Source organism: Streptomyces sp. NBC_01275 (assembly GCF_026340655.1).
GTDB lineage: Bacteria > Actinomycetota > Actinomycetes > Streptomycetales > Streptomycetaceae > Streptomyces.
Genome location: NZ_JAPEOZ010000001.1, coordinates 4,712,802 through 4,730,076 on the forward strand (window position 1 = coordinate 4,712,802; position 17,275 = coordinate 4,730,076).

The 17,275-nt window shown below is 72.5% G+C and carries 14 protein-coding genes; 11 read left to right on the top strand and 3 right to left on the bottom strand.

From position 1 onward, the window contains the following. Nucleotides 1-356: 356 nt before the first annotated feature. The 4 genes from OG562_RS20760 (at nucleotide 357) to OG562_RS20775 (ending at nucleotide 6,567) form a co-directional block, all read left to right on the top strand. Entirely contained in the window at nucleotides 357-2,129 is a 1,773-nt protein-coding gene (locus OG562_RS20760; protein WP_266409438.1) for a PP2C family protein-serine/threonine phosphatase, read from the top strand. A gap of 110 nt (nucleotides 2,130-2,239) precedes the next feature. Continuing rightward, nucleotides 2,240-3,700: an aminopeptidase P family protein gene (locus OG562_RS20765; protein ID WP_266399905.1), complete on the top strand. Its 1,461-nt coding sequence runs from the start codon at nucleotides 2,240-2,242 to the stop codon at nucleotides 3,698-3,700. 58 nt (nucleotides 3,701-3,758) lie between these two features. Beyond that, the gene (locus OG562_RS20770) at nucleotides 3,759-5,150 is read left to right on the top strand and encodes a PLP-dependent aminotransferase family protein (protein ID WP_266399907.1); all 1,392 of its coding nucleotides are present in this window, start codon (nucleotides 3,759-3,761) and stop codon (nucleotides 5,148-5,150) included. A gap of 142 nt (nucleotides 5,151-5,292) precedes the next feature. Further along, the gene (locus OG562_RS20775) at nucleotides 5,293-6,567 is read left to right on the top strand and encodes an MFS transporter (protein ID WP_266399909.1); all 1,275 of its coding nucleotides are present in this window, start codon (nucleotides 5,293-5,295) and stop codon (nucleotides 6,565-6,567) included. A 94-nt stretch (nucleotides 6,568-6,661) separates the two neighbouring features. On the opposite strand, the gene OG562_RS20780 is transcribed toward OG562_RS20775, so the two are convergent. The 3 genes from OG562_RS20780 to OG562_RS20790 all read right to left on the bottom strand — a co-directional run bounded on the left by OG562_RS20780 (nucleotide 6,662) and on the right by OG562_RS20790 (nucleotide 9,065). Then, nucleotides 6,662-7,516, bottom strand: coding sequence for a triphosphoribosyl-dephospho-CoA synthase (locus tag OG562_RS20780; protein ID WP_266399910.1), 855 nt, complete (start codon nucleotides 7,514-7,516; stop codon nucleotides 6,662-6,664). Nucleotides 7,517-7,525: 9 nt separating this feature from the next. Next, nucleotides 7,526-8,482, bottom strand: a complete 957-nt coding sequence (locus OG562_RS20785) for an intradiol ring-cleavage dioxygenase (protein WP_266399912.1) — start codon at nucleotides 8,480-8,482, stop codon at nucleotides 7,526-7,528. A gap of 124 nt (nucleotides 8,483-8,606) precedes the next feature. Further along, entirely contained in the window at nucleotides 8,607-9,065 is a 459-nt protein-coding gene (locus OG562_RS20790) for an ATP-binding protein (protein ID WP_266399913.1), read from the bottom strand. A gap of 253 nt (nucleotides 9,066-9,318) precedes the next feature. Between OG562_RS20790 and OG562_RS20795 the strand changes: the two genes are divergently transcribed. The 7 genes from OG562_RS20795 (at nucleotide 9,319) to pheA (ending at nucleotide 17,059) form a co-directional block, all read left to right on the top strand. Next, nucleotides 9,319-10,245, top strand: a complete 927-nt coding sequence (locus tag OG562_RS20795) for a hypothetical protein (protein WP_266399915.1) — start codon at nucleotides 9,319-9,321, stop codon at nucleotides 10,243-10,245. A gap of 131 nt (nucleotides 10,246-10,376) precedes the next feature. Then, nucleotides 10,377-11,183, top strand: coding sequence for a YcnI family protein (locus tag OG562_RS20800; RefSeq protein WP_266399917.1), 807 nt, complete (start codon nucleotides 10,377-10,379; stop codon nucleotides 11,181-11,183). A 145-nt stretch (nucleotides 11,184-11,328) separates the two neighbouring features. After that, entirely contained in the window at nucleotides 11,329-11,979 is a 651-nt protein-coding gene (locus OG562_RS20805; RefSeq protein ID WP_266399920.1) for an SCO family protein, read from the top strand. Further along, nucleotides 11,976-12,437 (top strand): copper chaperone PCu(A)C, encoded by a 462-nt coding sequence (locus OG562_RS20810; RefSeq protein ID WP_266399922.1) that lies wholly within the window; start codon nucleotides 11,976-11,978, stop codon nucleotides 12,435-12,437. Before OG562_RS20805 ends, OG562_RS20810 begins: the two co-directional genes overlap by 4 nt. Before the next feature lie 13 nt (nucleotides 12,438-12,450). Further along, on the top strand, nucleotides 12,451-14,562 hold the full coding sequence (locus tag OG562_RS20815; protein ID WP_266399925.1) for a copper resistance CopC/CopD family protein: 2,112 nt from the start codon (nucleotides 12,451-12,453) through the stop codon (nucleotides 14,560-14,562). An 8-nt stretch (nucleotides 14,563-14,570) separates the two neighbouring features. Then, entirely contained in the window at nucleotides 14,571-15,902 is a 1,332-nt protein-coding gene (gene efeB, locus OG562_RS20820) for an iron uptake transporter deferrochelatase/peroxidase subunit (protein WP_266399928.1), read from the top strand. Nucleotides 15,903-16,126: 224 nt separating this feature from the next. Beyond that, the gene (pheA, locus tag OG562_RS20825) at nucleotides 16,127-17,059 is read left to right on the top strand and encodes a prephenate dehydratase (protein WP_266399930.1); all 933 of its coding nucleotides are present in this window, start codon (nucleotides 16,127-16,129) and stop codon (nucleotides 17,057-17,059) included. Nucleotides 17,060-17,275: the final 216 nt, after the last annotated feature.

The following is a 17,275-nucleotide window of genomic DNA, read 5'->3' on the forward strand; positions in this document are numbered from 1 at the left end:
CATCCATCAAATGCCTGGGCGTGGCGTGGGGTGGCGAAGTCTGGCGTTTTGCCGTCGCGCGTATTTCTCTCCGCCTCCGCCACGGGAGGATGGGGCACGGTCGTCGGTGGCTAGGACGCCCGGACCGGTCACCAGGTTCCGGGTGTCTCCCAAGACCCCTGGCTCTTACCGAGTGCCCTTACCGAGTACGTACCCATCACGACCGCTGTGACGCTCCGTCGAGCAAGCCCAGTCGACCGCAATCACCCGTTACCCGAGGCAGTTTTAAGCCAACTTTGCTTTTTCGCAAGGGAGCCGGAACAAGCGTGTGTGATTCTCACAAAGACCCCATGGACACCAGCAATCCCAGCAGGACAATGCTGGACATCCCCTCACGAGTGCGTGTACATGTGGAGACACCGCTAGCGGCGCAGAATGACATGGGGGTTTGCGATGCTTTTGAGCAATACGCTCCGGTCCGAGAGCCGGACGACATGAACGCCCCTCACCCTCCGAAAGTGGCTGGAATCGATTCAACGGTTCCCTCGCCCGCACACACTGTCGCGCCCGCGCCCGCCGCCCCGGGCACCCCGACGGTCCCCGCGGCTCCTGTGGCCTCCTCCGTCTCCTCCGGCCCGGGAGCCGTCCTGACGGACCGCCTCGCCGGCTGGGTCTCGGACCTCACGACCCTCCACGAACTCACCGAACGACTGGCCCGCACGGACGCACTCCCGGACGCCCTGACGGAGCTGCTGCGCGCCGGAGCCGCCCTGGTGGGAGCCCGGCGCGGCCTCATCGTCCTGGAGCCCGCCGACGGACTCGGCCCGGACACCACGATCGGTCTGGGCCTCGGCCGCGCCGACCTCGGCCACATCGAGACCGTGCCCCGCAGCGCCCTGTCCTACGGCCGGATCCTGGACGGGCTGCCCGGCGGCGAGGGCGAGATCGCCGAGCCCGACCTGCTCGCCGGGGACGGCCTGGACCCCCGCCACCGCGAGGTGGCCGCCCGCCTCGGTTACGCCGCCAGCTACGCGCTGCCTCTCGTCACGGAAGCGTCCGGGCCGGACGACTCGTACGGCTCCGCCGGGTCTGACGGCTCGGTCGGCTCGGTCGGCTCCGAGGCCTCGGATCGCCCGGGCCGCTCGGGCCGCTCGGGGTCGACGGGCGCGGCAGGCATGGCCGGCGTCGTCGGTATGGCGGGTGCGGTCGGTATGGCGGGTGCGGTCGGTGCGGCGGGAGTGTCCGGTGCGGCAGGGGTGTCCGGTGCGGCCCGCGCCGTGGGCATGACCGGCCCCGCGGGCCGGCTGGGCGCGGCCGTGTGGCTCTACGACGAGCCCGCCGAGCCCGCCGAGCGCCAGCGCCACCTGGTCGGCCTGTACGTCCGGTACGCCGCCGAGCACCTCGCCCGCCTCCTGGAGCTCGAGCGCACGCGCGCGTGCATGAAGACCATGGCCGAGGAGCTGCTGCCCTCGCGGCTGCCGAGGGTTCCCGGCGTCCAGCTCGCCGTCCGGCACCGCACCGGCCCGCGCGGCGGCGGCGACTGGTACGACGCGCTGCCGCTGCCCGACGCGGCCCTGGGCCTGGCGGTCGGCTCGGTCACCGGGTCCGGGCCGAGCGCGGTCGCCGCGATGGGCCGGCTGCGCGCCTCGCTGCGGGCGTACGCCGTGATGGAGGGCGAGGACCCCGTCGCCGTCCTGTCCGACCTGGAGCTGCTGCTGCGGCTGACCGAGCCCGCCCGCTCCGCCACCGCCCTGTTCGCCTACTGCGAACCCGCCCTGCGCAAGATCACCCTGGCCGGCGCCGGGCACTGCCCGCCGCTGCTGGTCGGCGAGCGGCGCACGGAGTTCGTGGAGACGTCCGTCTCCGCGCCGCTGGGCATGCTGGCCTGCTGGGAGGCGCCGAGCGTGGAGCTGGAGGCCGCGCCAGGCGAGACGGTTCTGCTCTACAGCGACGGCCTGCTGCACCGCACCGGAGACCCCGTCGACCGCGCCTTCGCCCGGCTGCACGCGGCCGCGGCCGGGGTGCCGAAGGCGCTGCGCCACGACCCCGGCGCGATCGCCGACCACGTGCTGCGCGCGATGCTGCCGGACGGGCTGGCCGAGCAGGACAGCGAGGAGGACGTGGTGCTGCTGGCGGCACGCTTCGAGTAGGGCGACCGGTTGCCGGAGCGAGGCGACGGTAAGAGGCCTTCCGGCCCTGGGCCCCCTGACGTACGACCGTACGATGGATGGGGTCCAGTGCCGTATCTAGGAGGATGACCGTGGCCGACGAGCTCACCCCGGAGACCCCGGAGACTGAGTCTGAGGAGCCCATCAAGCAGCGGAAGAACGGCCTGTACCCGGGCGTGTCCGACGAGCTGGCCGAGAGCATGAAGTCCGGCTGGGCCGACACCGAGCTCCATGACCTGGAGCCGATCGCCCAGGCGGCCGAGACCGCCGCCCGCCGCGCCGCGCTCTCCGCGCGCTTCCCCGGCGAGCGCCTGGTGATCCCCGCGGGCAACCTGAAGACCCGCTCGAACGACACGGAGTACGCCTTCCGCGCCTCCGTGGAGTACGCGTACCTCACCGGCAACCAGACGGAGGACGGCGTCCTGGTGCTGGAGCCCACGCGCGCGGGCCATGTCGCGACGATCTACCTCCTGCCGCGCTCCGACCGCGAGAACGGCGAGTTCTGGCTGTCCGGCCAGGGCGAGCTGTGGGTGGGCCGCCGGCACTCGCTCGGCGAGGCCGAGAAGCTGTACGGCATCCCCGCCTCCGACGTGCGCGAGCTGGCCGACAAGCTACGCGAGGCCACCGGCCCGGTGCGGGTCGTGCGCGGATACGACGCCGGCGTCGAGGCGGCCCTGACCGACAAGGTCACCGCCGAGCGCGACGCCGAGCTGCGCGTCTTCCTCTCCGAGGCCCGCCTGGTCAAGGACGACTTCGAGGTCGGCGAGCTGCAGAAGGCCGTCGACTCGACCGTCCGCGGCTTCGAGGACGTGGTCAAGGTCCTCGACAAGGCCGAGGCGACCAGCGAGCGCTACATCGAGGGCACGTTCTTCCTCCGCGCGCGCGTCGAGGGCAACGACGTCGGCTACGGCACCATCGCCGCCGCCGGCCCGCACGCCTGCACGCTGCACTGGGTCCGCAACGACGGCCCCGTGCGCTCGGGCGACCTGCTGCTCCTGGACGCGGGCGTCGAGACGCACACGTACTACACCGCCGACGTCACGCGGACGCTGCCGATCAGCGGCACGTTCACCGAGATCCAGAAGAAGATCTACGACGCCGTGTACGAGGCCCAGGAGGCCGGTATCGCGGCCGTCCGGCCCGGCGGCAAGTACCGGGACTTCCACGACGCCGCCCAGCGCGTGCTGGCCGAGCGGATCGTCGAGTGGGGCCTGGTCGAGGGCCCGGTCGAGCGTGTCCTGGAGCTCGGCCTCCAGCGCCGCTGGACGCTGCACGGCACCGGTCACATGCTCGGCATGGACGTCCACGACTGCGCCGCCGCGCGCGTGGAGTCGTACGTCGACGGCACGCTGGAGCCCGGCATGGTGCTGACCGTCGAGCCCGGGCTGTACTTCCAGGCCGACGACCTGACGGTGCCCGAGGAGTACCGGGGGATCGGCGTCCGGATCGAGGACGACATCCTCGTGACGGAGAACGGCAACCGGAACCTGTCGGACGGCCTGCCGCGGCGCTCCGACGAGGTGGAGGCCTGGATGGCCTCACTGAAGAGCTGAAGCACTGAGCACTGAAGAGCCGACGAGCTGAAGACCTGAAGAGTTGAAGAGCTGACCTTTGGACGGCTTCTGGTCCGGTGTCGGGGTCGATCTGCATCTCGAGCCCGACACCGGCGAAGGGCGTCGTGCCGGGCTCGAGCGTGCCCTGCGCGACGCCATACGGGACGGTCGGCTGTCGCCCGGGACGCGACTGCCCGCGACGCGACGGCTCGCGGGCGAGCTGGCGATCTCGCGGAACACGGTCAAGGCGGCCTACGACCAGCTCGTCGCCGAGGGCTACCTCACCGCCCGGCAGGGGTCCGGCACCCAGGTCGCCTCGCTGCCCTCGGTCGCCGCCGAACCGCCGGAGGCCGCCGCACGCGCGCGTGAGCCCCGTTTCGACCTGCGGCCCGGCAGTCCGGACGTCGGGGCGTTCCCGGCCGCCGCCTGGCTGCGCGCGCTGCGCCGCGCCATCGCGACGGCGCCTTCACTGGCGTACGACTACGGCGATCCGCGGGGGCGCATCGAGCTGCGGACGGCGCTGTCGGGGTATCTGGGGCGCGCACGGGGCGTGGTCGCGCCGCCGGAGCGGATCGTGATCACCTCCGGGTATGTGCAGGGGCTCGCGCTCCTCACGCGCGTGCTGGACGGCGCCCCGATCGCCATGGAGGACCCGGGGCTGCCCTTCCACCGGGAGGTCGTACGGCGGGCCGGCTCGGCCGTGACGCCGGTGCGGGTCGACGAGCGGGGGGTGTGCGTCGGCGAGCTGGCGGACGTGCGGGCCGTGGTCGTCACGCCCGCGCACCAGTACCCCACCGGCGTGACGCTGCACCCGGAGCGCCGGCGGGCGCTGACCGACTGGGCACGCGCGCGTGGGGCGCTGATCGTCGAGGACGACTACGACGGGGAGTTCCGTTACGACCGGCAGCCCGTCGGCGCGCTCCAGGGCATGGCGCCGGGGCAGGTCGTCTACCTGGGGACCGCCTCCAAGACCCTCGGGCCCGCGCTGCGGCTCGGCTGGATGGTGCTGCCGCCGCGGCTGGTCGACGCCGTCGCCGACGCCAAGCTGCACAGCGACCACCACACCGAGTCCATCGGCCAGCTCGCGCTCACCGAACTGATCGACAGCCACGCCTACGACCGTCACGTGCGCGCCTGCCGACTGCGTTACCGGCGCCGCCGCGACCTGCTCCTGGACCGGCTGGGCGCGCGCCGGGACGTGCGCGGGATCGCGGCCGGGCTGCACGCGCTGGTGGAGGTCGACGACGAGACGGAGGTGCTGGCCCGCGCGGAGGCGGCGGGGCTGGCGGTCGGACGGCTCGGCGAGCACTGGCACACGCGCGTGAGCGACACCGACCGCGGCGGCCGCGCCGACCGCCCGCAGGGGCTCGTCGTGGGGTACGGGACGCCTCGGGAGCGGCTGTATCCCGAGGCGCTGGAGGTGCTGGCGACGGTGTTGGACGGAACTTGATCGAGCCTGATCGAACCCGATCGAGCCCGATGGGGCTGGATCGGGTTCGATCAGGCCGGATTGGGCCAGTCAGAGGGCGGGTGATTGGTGCTGTCGGGCGGCCCACTGCGCCTCTAGCGTCGCCGGTATGAGGAAAGCCGGTATGACGAGGACCGCCCCGGGACGCCTGCTCGCGCTCGCCCAGTTGGGCAACTCGGTCGGGGACGGCGCCTACTACACGACGTCGGCCCTGTACTTCACCCAGATCGTCGGTCTCGCCCCCGCGCGCGTGGGGCTCGGGCTGACCGTCGGGTGGGCGGTCGGCTCGCTGGCCGGGGTGCCGCTGGGCCGACTGGCCGACCGCCGTGGGGCGCGCGGTACGGCGGTGCTGCTGGCGTTGGCGACGGGGCTCGCGGTGGCGTCTTTCACCGTCGTGCGCGGATTCGTGCCGTTCGTGCTCGTGGCGTGCGGGTACGCGGCAGCGCAGTCGGGGCTCGCGGCGGCCCGGCAGGCGCTGCTGGCGGGACTGGTGCCCGCCGGGGAGCGCACGGGGCTGCTCGCGCGCCTGCAGTCGACGCTGAACGCGGGGCTCGCGGTGGGCGCGGGGCTCGGCGGGCTCGCGCTGCACGCCGGGACGCGGGCCGCGTACGCCGGGGTCTTTGTGGTCGACGCGGTGAGCTTCCTGGTGTGTGCGCTGCTGCTCGCCGCGCTGCCTCGCGTGGCGCCCGGTCCGGTCCGCCCGCGCGGGAGCCTCGGTGTGCTGCGGGACCGGCCGTACACGGTCGTGGCGCTGCTCAACACCGTGCTGCTGCTGCGGATGCCGTTGCTGAGCCTGGTGCTGCCGCTGTGGATCACCGAGCGGACCGGGGCGCCGGCCTGGCTGGTCTCCGCGCTGTTCATGCTGAACACGGCCGCGGTGACGGTGTTCCAGGTACGGGCGGCGCGCGGGGTGACCGGGCTGGACAGCGCCCTGCGCGCGGTGCGGCGGGCGGGGTGGGTGATGTGGGCCGCGTGCGCCGTGTTCACGCTGTCCACGGGGGCGTCGGCGTGGGTGGCCGCGGGGGTGCTGGTGGTGGGTGCGGTACTTCAGGTGATCGCGGAGATGGGGCAGTCGGCGGGTTCCTGGCAGCTCTCCTTCGACCTGGCCCCGGCCGACCGCGTCGGCGAGTACCAGGGCTTGTTCGGCACCGGCGTCACGGTCGCCCGCACCCTCGGCCCCCTGCTCCTGACCTGGCTCCTGGTCGAATGGGGCACACCGGGCTGGCTCCTGCTGGGCGCGGCGATGACGGCGGCCTCGTATGCGATGGGCCCGGCGGCACGGTGGGCGGCGGCGGCTGGGGAGCGGGGAGCGGAGGGGACTGCGGAGGGGCGGGGAGCGGAGGGGACTGCGGAGGGGCGGGGAGCGGATCAGGTGCGAGCCGGGCAGGGGGCGAGCTGAACGGGCGCAAGCTGAACGGGGGGCGAGCTGAACGGCGGTCGCCCTCCGGCCCCGCCTCAGCCCCGCCCCCCCTCCAACCGTCAGGCGGGCGAGGTCAAGCAACCCGTGTCCGCGCGTTCGCCGTTCGGGGCGATGAGGCGAGGGGCAGGGAGTCCACGAACAGTGCGCCTGCCAGGAGGCCGGCGCTGCCGCGTGGGCTCCACGCGCGCGTGTGGAGGTCGGCGTCGAGTGCGGCGAGGGCTTCCCGGCCGGCCGGGGTCGCCGCACCGCCCGCTTCCAGGACGCCGCGGGCGCCCGCCTGCACATGACGCAGGGCCAGTGGGCCGGCGAGGTGCAGGAGTTCGGTGTCCTGGAGGGTGGACATCACGGTGAGCAGGGCGTCCAGCTGTGCCTCGGGCTCGCGGGCGCCGGCCGAACGGGCCTTGCCGAGCGCGTCCAACGCCCGCCGTACGTGCGGGAATCCCGCGCGTGCCTCACCCCGGGCGCCGGCCGCGCCGTAGCGTGCGGACACCGAGGAGCCGCGCGACGGCCGCCGTGGCGCGCCCCGGTCGGGGTACCCGACGATCCGCTTGGCGGTCTGGGCGATCTCGGCCCCGCGCGCGCGGGGGTCGAGGGCGGCCGCCGAGACCAGCAGACCGAGCGTCCACAGCGCGCCCCGGTGCCCGCCGCCGGCCAGCCCCACCGAGTGCTCGGTGCACCGCCCGATCGCGCCCAGCTCCGCGCGGAGCCGGGGCGTGGCTTCGCCGGTGCGGCGGGCGGCGGCGGCCATGGCCGCGAGGCCGGGTGCGAGCGCCTTGGCCGACCAGCGCAGCCCGCAGTGGTCCTGGCGGGTGACGCGGGCGGCGAGGTCACGCGGGTCGGGCAGCCCCGGCTTGGGAACCAGGGCCAGTTGTCCGGTCAGCGCGGCCACGGCGGCCTGCGCGAGCGACTCGTCCTCACGGCTCGTCATGGCCGGATCCTACGAAGCCGTCGTCGACGACGTGGCCGACTCCGAGGTCGTGGCCGACGGGGCGTCGCTCGGCGGGGCGCCCGTCGGGGCGTCTCCGGGCGGGGTGCCGCCACCGCCGCTGCCCGCGCCCGTGCTCTCGGCGTCGGGGTCGACGCCCAGGGTGAGGAAGCCCTTGTAGCCCTTGGACGGGTCGGCCTTGTGGACGGCCTTGAGGGTCAGCAGGCCGCTGGACGCGCCGCCGCCGTCGTAGACCATGTCGTCGGCGAGCTTGGTGTAGCTGCCGGAGTGCTTCGAGTACGGCTCCAGCGTGAAGATCTCCGCGGCGATGTCGTCGTCGAAGAAGAACTGGCCGGTGTAGTTGACCTTGCCGCCCTCGTAGGTGCCGTCCGCCTTCTCGCCGCCGGTGTGCACCCGGACGTGGATGTGGCAGGTGCGCGGGGTGTACCAGCCGGGGAAGATCGTCTCGAACTTGACGACCCCGTTGGCGTTGGCGATCTGGTAGCCGCGCAGATAGGTGTTGTCGTCGGCCGTCGAGCCGTCCTCGCTCTCCGCCGGGGCGGAACCGCCGGGGTTGGCGGTGGTGTAGCCGGAGTAGTAGCCCCAGGCGTCGCAGTGCCAGATCTCGACGGCGGCGCCGGAGACCGGGGTGCAGCCGTCGGTGGCGTCGACGACGGTGAGGCGCAGGGTCAGCGGGACGCCGCTCTTGCCCTCGGTGATGTCCTTGCGCACCAAGGCGCCATCGAGGTAGTACGGCCCCTCCGTGACGCTCGTCATCAGCGTCATGCAGCTGCTGCTCGTGGAGGTCGCCGAGGCGGACGCGGCCGTCGTCTCGGCCTCCGCGGTCGTGTCGGCGAACGCCGACTGGTAGCCCGCGACGGCGAGCCCGCCGGCCGCGACCGTGCCGCCGGTCACCGCGAGAGCGCGGCGCCGCGTGAGGTTGTCTTTGTGGTTTCCCGTCATGAACATGAACGTAGGAACGTCACCCGTCAGTAACATGGGGTAACGCTGAGAGCCGCCTGTGAGTGCTGTGGAAGCTGAAGTTCCGCCCGCCGATCGGCGCCGGCCGACGCCGACCGGTGCCGACATGCGGTCATACGGCCATCAGCGGCGCGTCCTTCCGCCACTTGAGGATCTTGTCGAAGCTCACCACCGCGCCACCGAGCCCCGGCTTGTTGCCGATGTGGACGTGGTCGGCGAGTTCCCGGATGAGACAGAGGCCGCGCCCGTTCTCGGCGTCGGCGCTCGCCTGGACCGGTGCGGGCGCGGGCCGCTCGCCGGTGAACCCGGGCCCGGAGTCGGCGACCTCGATCCGGCACTTCTCGCCGTCGAGGTAGGCGGTGACGCGGTAGGCCTCCGAACAGCCGCCGCTGTGCCCGGTGTTCCCGCCGTGCTCCACGGCGTTGGCGCAGGCCTCGCTCAGGGCGACGGAGAGGTCGTAACTGACGTCGGGATCGACGCCGGCCGTCTCCATGGTGCCGAGCAGAAGGCGGCGGGCGAGGGGAACGCTCGCGGCTTCGCGCCTCAGATGGAGTGACCACCAGATGCTCATGCTCCAGCCTCCCGGCCGCGGCTCGACATACCGATACGTATTGCCGCCCCGGCCCGTATGTAAGCGCGAATTCCGCGTGATGCCGCCCATATGGGGGATGCGCGGACGGCCAGAAACGGTGTATGCGGTGCTCAGGGGACCCAGCCGTAGCAGTTCCTTTTAAAAGTGATCAGAAGCTGATCTTCCGGATCGTAGGGAATCTTGTGGACCTGCCGTATGGCGGCCGTAAGGCCAGTGCGATGATGAGCCCGCCATGACTGCCCCCCACCGGCGCACAGCGCGCGCCGCGCACACCACGCACGCAGCGCGCTCCGGACGCGATCTACGGCTGCTGCGGGCCGCGGTGTTCGCCGCGGTCTGCGTCGTGCTGGCCGCGGCCGGGCACACCATGGCCTCCTGCGCCACGGTTCCGCTGTGGACGCTGGGCGCGGGATTCCTGGGCGCCCTCGCGATCGTCGTACCGCTCGCCGGGCGCGCGCGCTCGCTGCCGGCCATCGCGGCGCTGCTCGCCGTCGGACAGACCGTGCTGCACACGCTGTTCGGGCTCGGGCAGCACACCGCCACGGTGACCGCGGCGACGGGAGCGGCGACCCCGACCCCGACCGCGGCCCTCTCCGACGCGACGCTGATCGAGCGGGCGGCCAGCCTGGTGTGCGGGAGCGCGGCGGCGGTGATCAGCCCCGCCCAGGCCCAGAAGCTCCTGGTGGACGCGCGGCTCTACAACACCGGCGGCACAAGCGGCACAAGCGGCACAGACAGCATGAACGCGATGAACGGGATGAGCGGCATGGGTTCCATGCACCATCCCGCGGACGCCCTGACCACGGCCGACTCGTCGATGTCGCTGCTGCCGTCGCTGCCCATGCTGCTCGGTCACGTGCTCGCGGCCGTCGCCGCCGGATGGCTGCTGCGGCGCGGCGACACGGCCCTGCTGCGGCTGCTCCAACTGTCGGCGCACAGCGCGCACGACCTCGCCGAGGGGGCGCTCGTACGATCCCTGCGCGCGGCGCTCGCGCTGGTGCGCGCCCTGCTCTCGGGGCTGCCTGCCGCGCCCGAGAACGGTCCGCGCGCCCCGCTCACCGCCCTGCACGCGCCGGCCGAGCCCCGAACCGCCGCACTCCAGCACACGGTGATCAGACGCGGCCCGCCGGCCGCCGAGGCTCTCGTCCTCGCTGCCTGACACGACACGACCAGCACTCCACCACACGGGGGGGGCGGGCCGCGGTCGTGCGGCACGCGCGCGTGCGCACCTTCCCGCGCTCGCCGCTCACCCTCACCGTCGAACCACACTCAGAGTGGAGTGCCGCTTTCATGAAGGCTTCTCGGATCACCTCCCGCAACGCCTCCCCCCGCAACGCCTCTCGTGCCGCCTCCCGCGTCGCCGCCGCCGCTGGCGTCGCCGGCGCCGCCGTGCTCGTCCTGTCCTCCCCCGCCTACGCGCACGTCTCCGTGCAGCCGGACGGCACGGCCGCCAAGGGCGGCTACGCCCTGGTGAACTTCCGCGTCCCCAACGAGCGCGACGACGCCTCGACCACCAAGCTCGAGGTCACCTTCCCGACCGACCACCCGCTGTCCTCGGTCATGCCGGAGAAGCTCGACGGCTGGAAGATCACCGTCACCAAGAGCAAGCTCGCCAAGCCGCTCGAGGTGCACGGGCAGCAGATCAACGAGGCCGTCTCCAAGGTGACCTGGACCGCCGAGGACAAGGGCGTCGAGCCCGGCTACCTCCAGCGGTTCCCGGTGTCCATGGGCGCACTGCCCGACGACGCCGACGAACTCGTCTTCAAGGCGGTCCAGACGTACTCCGACAAGGAGGTCGTGCGCTGGATCGAGGTCCAGGAGGACGGCGCGGAGGAGCCGGAGAACCCGGCGCCCGTGCTGGCCCTGGCGGACGCCTCCGAGGACGAGCACTCCCACGGCACGACGACCGCCGAGGACGCCTCCGACGAGTCGGACGACGCGAAGGCGGCCGCCTCGACGACCGAGGCCGCGTCCGACTCCTCCGGCGGCAGCGACACCACCGCCCGCGTCCTCGGCGTGGTCGGCATCGTCGTCGGCGCCGCCGGCGTGGCGTACGGCGTGCTCGCCGGCCGCCGCCGGACGACGCCCGAGTCGTGACGACCACCGACGTGTGACGCCTGACAACCCGCGACGCGCACTGGGGCTCGTACGGCCCCTGCCGGTCCGTACGACCGCTGCTGGCCCTGCCTGGTCCATACGACCCCGGTGCGCGCCGGAGTTCATACATCTGGGACATTTTTCTATGCGCAAGAAGACGTTCGCCGTGGCCGCGCTGCTCGCCGCCGCCACCCTCACCCTCTCCGCCTGCGGCAGCGGGGACAGCGGCGGCAGCCCCGTCGCCGCCGTGTCCGAGGACACCTCGCAGCGGGCCGTGACCGTGCTCGACCAGCCCTTCACCAAGCCCGACCTGGTCCTGACCGACACCCAGGGCAAGAGTTACGACCTCCGCAAGGAGACCGCGGAGCACCCGACGCTGATCTACTTCGGCTACACCAACTGCCCGGACGTCTGTCCGCTGACGATGAGCAACATCGCCGTCGCCAAGAAGCAGCTGTCCAAGGCCGACCAGGACGACCTGCGCGTCGTGTTCGTCACCACCGACCCGGACCGCGACACCCCGGCCGCGCTCGGCAAGTGGCTCAAGGGAATCGACTCCCAGGTAGTAGGCCTGACCGGCGACTTCGCCACCATCCAGGCCGCCGCGCGCACCGTCGGCATCTCCGTCGAGGCGCCGCACAAGGACAAGAACGGCAAGATCGTCTCGACCCACGGCACCCAGGTCATCGCCTTCTCCCCGAAGACGGACGGCGGCTACCTCCTCTACAACGAGGACGCCACGGTCGACGACTACACCAAGGACCTCCCCAAGATCGTCAAGGGACAGAACCCGTGAGGCATCGCCTCCCGGCGGCGGCCCTGGCGATGACCGCCGCGCTGCTCCTCACGGGCTGCGGCTCCGATTCCGGCTCGGGCTCCGCCGCCGAGCTGTCCGTGAAGGGCGCCTACATCCCGCAGCCGGTCTCCGACACCATGGCCGCGGGCTTCCTGACCGTCGTCAACGGCGGCGGTACGAAGGACAGGCTGACGTCCGTCACCTCGGCGGCCGCGCGCAGCGTCACCCTCCACGAGACCGTCGGATCCTCGATGGAGGAGGTCGCCTCCCTGACTGTGCCTGCACACGGTCAACTCGTGTTCAAGAGCGGCGGCAATCATCTGATGTTCGAGATGCTGAAGCGCAAGCCGGTGCAGGGCGAGACGGTGACCGTGGAACTGCACTTCGCCGCATCCGACCCCGTCGAGGTCGAGATACCGGTCGAGTCCGCCACGTACAACCCCAAGACCGGACACTGAGGGAGGGACCACCTTGACGCGAACCACCGCCCCCCGCGTGCGGATCCTGCTGCTGCTGTTCCTGGCCGTCGCCGGCGTGCTCCTGGCCGGCGCCGGACCGGCCTCCGCGCACGCCGCGCTGACCGGCAGCGACCCCGCACAGGGGGTGGTGGTCGACAAGGCGCCCACCCAGGTGACGCTGACCTTCTCCGAGCAGGTCTCCACCAACGACGACTCGCTGCGCGTCCTCGACCCCAAGGGTGCCCGGGCCGACACCGGCAAGCCGTCCGCCCTCAGCGGCACGACCTACGCCGTGCAGCTGCACTCGGGACTGCCCGACGGCACGTACACGGTGACCTACCAGGTGGTGTCCGCCGACAGCCATCCCGTCGCCGGCGCCTACACCTTCTCCATCGGCTCCCCCTCCAAGACCAGCGTCTCGGCGTCCGGTCCTGTGGCCGGCGGCGGAGTCGTCGGCGGGCTGTACGGCTTCGGGCGCTATCTGTCGTACGCCGGGTTCATCGTGATGGTCGGCGGGGCCGCCTTCGTGCTGGCCTGCTGGCAGCGCGGGACCGGGGTGCGGGCCCTGCAGCGGCTCGTCGTCTCCGGCTGGCTCACGATCACCGCGGCCACCCTGTTCCTGCTGCTCCTGCGCGGCTCCTACGTCAGCTCCGGAAAGCTCGGCGACGTCTTCGACCTGAACCTCCTCGGCGAGGTCCTGCAGACCAAGACGGGCGCGGCGCTGGTGTCCCGGCTGCTGCTGCTCGCCGCGGCCGCGCTGTTCATCGCCGTGCTCTTCGGGGCGTACGACAAGCGCGAGGACCGGGACGACGCGGAGAAGCGGGACCTGACCTTCGGGCTCGCCGTCGGCGGGACCGTCGTCGCGGCCGGGCTCGCGGCGAGCTGGGCGATGGCCGAGCACGCCTCGACCGGGCTGCAGCCGGGCATCGCGATGCCGGTCGACGTGCTGCACCTGCTGGCGGTCGCCGCCTGGCTGGGCGGACTCGTCGCGCTCCTCGTCGCGCTGTACCGGGCGCCCGCCGAAAAGCCCGTCGAGGCCGCCGCCGTCCGCCGCTTCTCCCAGGTCGCCTTCGGCAGCGTCCTCACCCTGGTCGCCACCGGCATCTACCAGTCCTGGCGCCAGCTCGGCTCCTGGTCCGCCTTCACCGACACCGGGTACGGCCAACTGCTGCTCGTCAAGATCGGCCTGGTCGCCCTGCTCGTCGGCATCGCCTGGATCTCACGGCGCTGGACGGGCCGCCTGGGGGCCGACACGGCCGAGGTGACGTCCCTGGGCGAGGCGGGCGAGGCGGGCGAGGCGGGCGAGGGCACCGAAGCGACCACAGACTCCGCGGTCCACGCGGACTCCGAAGTCGACACGGGGTCCGAGGTCCACGCGGACTCCGAGGTCCACGCGGACTCCGAGGTCAAGACAGGCGTCGGCGCGCAGACGGGAGCGGCGAAGGGGGCCTCTGGCGAAGCGTCGTCGGCCGGTTCCGGCACTCCCGCTGCCTCCGCAAGCACCTCTGAAAGCGACTCCGCCCCCGGCAACCCCCAGCGGGCAGCGCAACTCGCCCGGCAGCGGACCGCTGTCGACGCCACGCGGCAGAAGCGGCTGCGCAACGCCGACCCGAACCGCTTCGGGCTGCGCCGTTCGGTGCTCGCCGAGGCAGGCGTCGCCGTCGTGCTGCTCGCCGTCACCACCGCACTGACGTCGACCGAACCCGGCCGTACGGAGCAGGAGGCCGCCAAGGCCACCTCCTCGGCCTCGTCGGCGGCCGCGTCCTCCTCGGACAGCGCCTCCGGGGCCCTGACGCTGGACATGTCCTTCGACACCGGCGGCACCGACGGCAAGGGCGTCGTCAGCGTCGACCTCGACCCCGCGCGGACCGGCGCCAACGAGATGCACGTCTACGTCACCCGGCCCAACGGCCGCGCCTTCGACGTCCCCGAAGTGAAGGTCGCCTTCACCCTCGAGGCCAAGGACATCGGGCCGCTGCCCGTCGTACCCGACCACATCACCACCGGCCACTGGTCGGCGAACGGAGTGCAGATCCCCATGGCCGGCGAATGGAAGATCGCCGTGACCGTGCGGACCTCCGACATCGACCAGGTCACCGTCTCCAAGAACGCGCAGATCGGCTGAACCGCACCATGCCCGACCAGTCCCCTCCGCAGGCCCGCACCCCCGAGGTCCCGCCTGAGGCAACGCCCCAGGTCACGACTGAGGCCAGGCCCGAGGCCGCCCCCGAGCAGAACCCCCCGCTCGAGAGCCTGTCCCGGCGCAAGCTGCTCGGCACCGCCGGCGCCACCGGGCTCGTCCTCGGGGCGGCCGGCGGAGCGGTGGGCTATGCGGCCGCGCCCTCGCAGGCGACGCCCCTGTCCTCGATCGGGGCCGAGCAGGTGATGTTCCACGTGAAACATCAGCCCGGCATCACCCAGGGCCTCCAGGCACGCGGTCACCTCGTCGCCTTCGACCTCGCGGCCGGCGCGGGCCGCAAGGAAGCCGCCGCGCTGCTGCGCCGCTGGTCGGAGACGGCACGGCGACTGATGGCGGGCGAGGCCGCGAAGGACGACGACACGGACGTGGCCCGGGACGCCGGTCCTTCCTCGCTGACGATCACGTTCGGCTTCGGCAACAGCTTCTTCGCCCGCACCGGCCTGGAGAAGCAGCGGCCGGTCGCGCTGGACCCGCTGCCGGACTTCTCCTCCGACCACCTCGACAAGGCCCGCAGCAACGGCGACCTCTGGGTGCAGATCGGCGCGAACGACGCCCTGGTCGCCTTCCACGCCCTGCGCGCGATCCAGAAGGACGCGGGCAGCGCGGCGAAGGTCCGCTGGCAGATGAACGGCTTCAACCGCACGCCGGGCGCCACCGCCCACCCCATGACGGCCCGCAACCTCATGGGCCAGCTGGACGGCACCCGCAATCCCAAGCAGGCCGACTCCGACTTCGACCAGCGCATCTTCGTCCCGGCGGCCGGCACGAAGGACCCGGCGTGGATGGCGAACGGCTCCTACGCCGTCGTACGCCGTATCCGCATGCTTCTCGACGACTGGGAGAAGCTGTCGCTCAAGGCCCAGGAGCAGGTCGTCGGACGCCGCAAGGCGGACGGGGCGCCGCTGTCCGGGGGCACGGAGACGACCGCGATGGACCTGGAGAAGACGGACGCGAACGGCGATCTGGTCGTCCCCCTCAACGCGCACGCCCGCATCACCCGCCCCGACCAGAACGGCGGCGCGGCGATGCTGCGGCGGCCCTTCTCCTACCACGACGGCATCGACGCGGAGGGGGTGCCGGACGCGGGCCTGCTGTTCGTCTGCTGGCAGGCGGACCCGCTGCGCGGCTTCGTCACCGTGCAGCGCAAGCTGGACCGCGGCGACGCCCTGTCGACGTATATCCGCCATGAGTCGAGCGGACTGTTCGCGGTGCCGGGCGGTGCGGCGGAGGGGGAGTACGTGGGGCAGCGCCTGCTGGAGGCATGACGGGAGAACGTGACCGGGGGCGTGGGTGGGCGTGTGGTCGGGGGCGTGGGTGAGCCCGTGGTCGGGCGCGTGGTCGGGGGTGTGGCCGGGGGTGTGGCCGGGGGTGTGGCCGAAGGCGGGGAGGCACGCGGATTTGGTTACGCGGATTCCGTCCGGTTCATTCCTGTGGGGGGCGGTCGTGAGATGCGGACGCCTGGGTTCGCAAGGGCCATTAGGGTGAGCTCATGCCAGCGAGCTATGCGTATCTCGGCCCCGAGGGCACCTTCACGGAGGTCGCCCTGCGCACACTTCCGGAGGCGGCCACCCGGCAGCTGATCCCGTACGTGTCCGTGCAGTCGGCGCTGGACGCGGTGCGCACCGGCGAGGCCGAGGCCGCCTTCGTGCCGATCGAGAACTCCGTCGAGGGCGGGATCACCACCACCCTCGACGAGCTGGTCGCGGGCACGCCGTTGATGATCTACCGCGAGGTGCTGCTGTCGATCACCTTCGCGCTGCTGGTGCGGCCCGGCACCGCGCTGGCGGACATCAAGACGGTCTCCGCGCATCCGGCCGCCCAGCCCCAGGTGCGCAACTGGCTGAAGAAGAACCTCCCGGAGGCCCTCTGGGAGTCTGCCGCCTCGAACGCGGACGCGGCGCGGCTGGTCCAGGAGGGCCGCTACGACGCCGCCTTCGCGGGCGAGTTCGCCGCCGCCCGGTACGGGCTGACGGCCCTGGAGACCGGGATCCACGACGCGCAGAACGCCCAGACGCGGTTCGTGCTCGTGGGCCGGCCCGCGCGGCCCGCCGCGCCGACCGGCGCGGACAAGACGTCCGTGGTGCTCTGGCAGCGCGACGACCATCCGGGTGGGCTGCGCGATCTGCTGGGCGAGTTCGCCACCCGGGGCGTCAACCTCATGCTGCTGCAGTCCCGGCCGACCGGCGCCGGCATCGGCAACTACTGCTTCTGCGTCGACGCCGAGGGCCACATCACCGATCGCCGGATGGCGGAGGCCCTCATGGGGCTGAAGCGGATCTGCCGCGAGGTGCGCTTCCTCGGCTCGTACCCGCGTGCGGAGGTGAGCGTGGCGGACGTGTCGGCTCCGCTGCCCGGGACCTCGGACGGGGAGTTCGTGGCGGCGGCGGATTGGGTGGCGCGCTGCCAGGACGGCCGGTTCTAGACCGCTCAGCGGTCGGGCTTCGGTCGGGTCGTCGCCCGGGCGTCGACCCGGGCGTCGACCCGACGTCGACCCGACGTCGACCGGGTTACGGCCTCGTTGCGGCCGGTCCTACCTGCATATCTTCGTTATCCACAGAAGTTATCCACAGGGCGCCTTCTCGACCTGGGGACAAGTCGACAACGAAGTGCCACTCGGTCGATAAATCGCTCCACGGCC

Excerpts from the sequence above, each read along its gene's own strand:
- OG562_RS20760 (WP_266409438.1), top strand. The coding sequence starts at position 357 with ATGCTGGACATCCCCTCACGAGTGCGTGTACATGTGGAGACACCGCTA.
- OG562_RS20775 (WP_266399909.1), top strand. The coding sequence starts at position 5,293 with ATGACGAGGACCGCCCCGGGACGCCTGCTCGCGCTCGCCCAGTTGGGC.
- OG562_RS20800 (WP_266399917.1), top strand. The coding sequence starts at position 10,377 with ATGAAGGCTTCTCGGATCACCTCCCGCAACGCCTCCCCCCGCAACGCC.
- OG562_RS20780 (WP_266399910.1), bottom strand. The coding sequence starts at position 7,516 with ATGACGAGCCGTGAGGACGAGTCGCTCGCGCAGGCCGCCGTGGCCGCG.
- OG562_RS20805 (WP_266399920.1), top strand. The coding sequence starts at position 11,329 with ATGCGCAAGAAGACGTTCGCCGTGGCCGCGCTGCTCGCCGCCGCCACC.
- OG562_RS20785 (WP_266399912.1), bottom strand. The coding sequence starts at position 8,482 with ATGTTCATGACGGGAAACCACAAAGACAACCTCACGCGGCGCCGCGCT.
- efeB (WP_266399928.1), top strand. The coding sequence starts at position 14,571 with ATGCCCGACCAGTCCCCTCCGCAGGCCCGCACCCCCGAGGTCCCGCCT.
- OG562_RS20795 (WP_266399915.1), top strand. The coding sequence starts at position 9,319 with ATGACTGCCCCCCACCGGCGCACAGCGCGCGCCGCGCACACCACGCAC.
- pheA (WP_266399930.1), top strand. The coding sequence starts at position 16,127 with ATGCCAGCGAGCTATGCGTATCTCGGCCCCGAGGGCACCTTCACGGAG.
- OG562_RS20790 (WP_266399913.1), bottom strand. The coding sequence starts at position 9,065 with ATGAGCATCTGGTGGTCACTCCATCTGAGGCGCGAAGCCGCGAGCGTT.